Genomic DNA, 641 nt, shown 5'->3' with positions numbered 1-641 from the left:
CCGACGACGGGGCGGCCCTGCTGCTCTCCCCCTCGCTCGGCGGCTACAGCGTCGACACCGCCGCGGTCCTCACCGGATCGACACCGTCCCTCGTCGCACGCCCCGACACTCCCGAGCGCCCCGTCCTCGCCGCGGTGCACACCATGGCGCCGATCCCCTCGCGCCTCGCGGAGTGGCGGAGCGGTCTGCTCTCGGTCTCCGCGCTCTGCTCCGCGGAGGAGGACGTCGTGGTCCTCGGCGATCTGAACTCCACGGTCGACCACTGGACCGGGCTGCCGGGCTCGGCCGCGCTGGGCGGCTGCCGCGACGCGGGGACCGTCGCGGGCGGCGCCGCCCTGGGCACCTGGCCGTCCTCGGTCCCGCCCGCGCTCGGCGCCCCGATCGACCACGTCCTCTTCTCCGGACGCTGGGAGGTCTCGGGCTACCAGGTCGTCGACGACCGCGACGACGCCGGGAGCGACCACCGGCCGCTGGTCGTCCAGCTCTCGGTCCGCGGGATGGTGAAGGACGCGTCCTGACGTTCCTCCCCGACGCCGACTCCCCGTCCTCCTCCCCCGCCCGGCCCGTGGCGGCCCCCGCGGCCGTGCGGAGGAGGACAATGGGAGTCATGACGAACACGGAGGAGCGGACCGCCGCTCAGA

Annotated in this window: 1 protein-coding gene; it reads left to right on the top strand. The window is 75.4% G+C overall.

Translation table 11 applies throughout. From position 1 onward, the window contains the following. The coding region (locus tag C5D04_RS17780; protein ID WP_146087913.1) for an endonuclease/exonuclease/phosphatase family protein at positions 1–518 on the top strand (518 nt) is incomplete at its 5' end. Between the last annotated feature and the right edge of the window lie 123 nt (positions 519–641).

The sequence above is a fragment of the Rathayibacter sp. AY1D2 genome, assembly GCF_002932695.1.
In the GTDB taxonomy this organism is placed as follows: domain Bacteria; phylum Actinomycetota; class Actinomycetes; order Actinomycetales; family Microbacteriaceae; genus Rathayibacter.
Note: the sequence above shows the minus strand (reverse complement) of the source record. Positions and strands in the feature narration are given on the sequence as shown.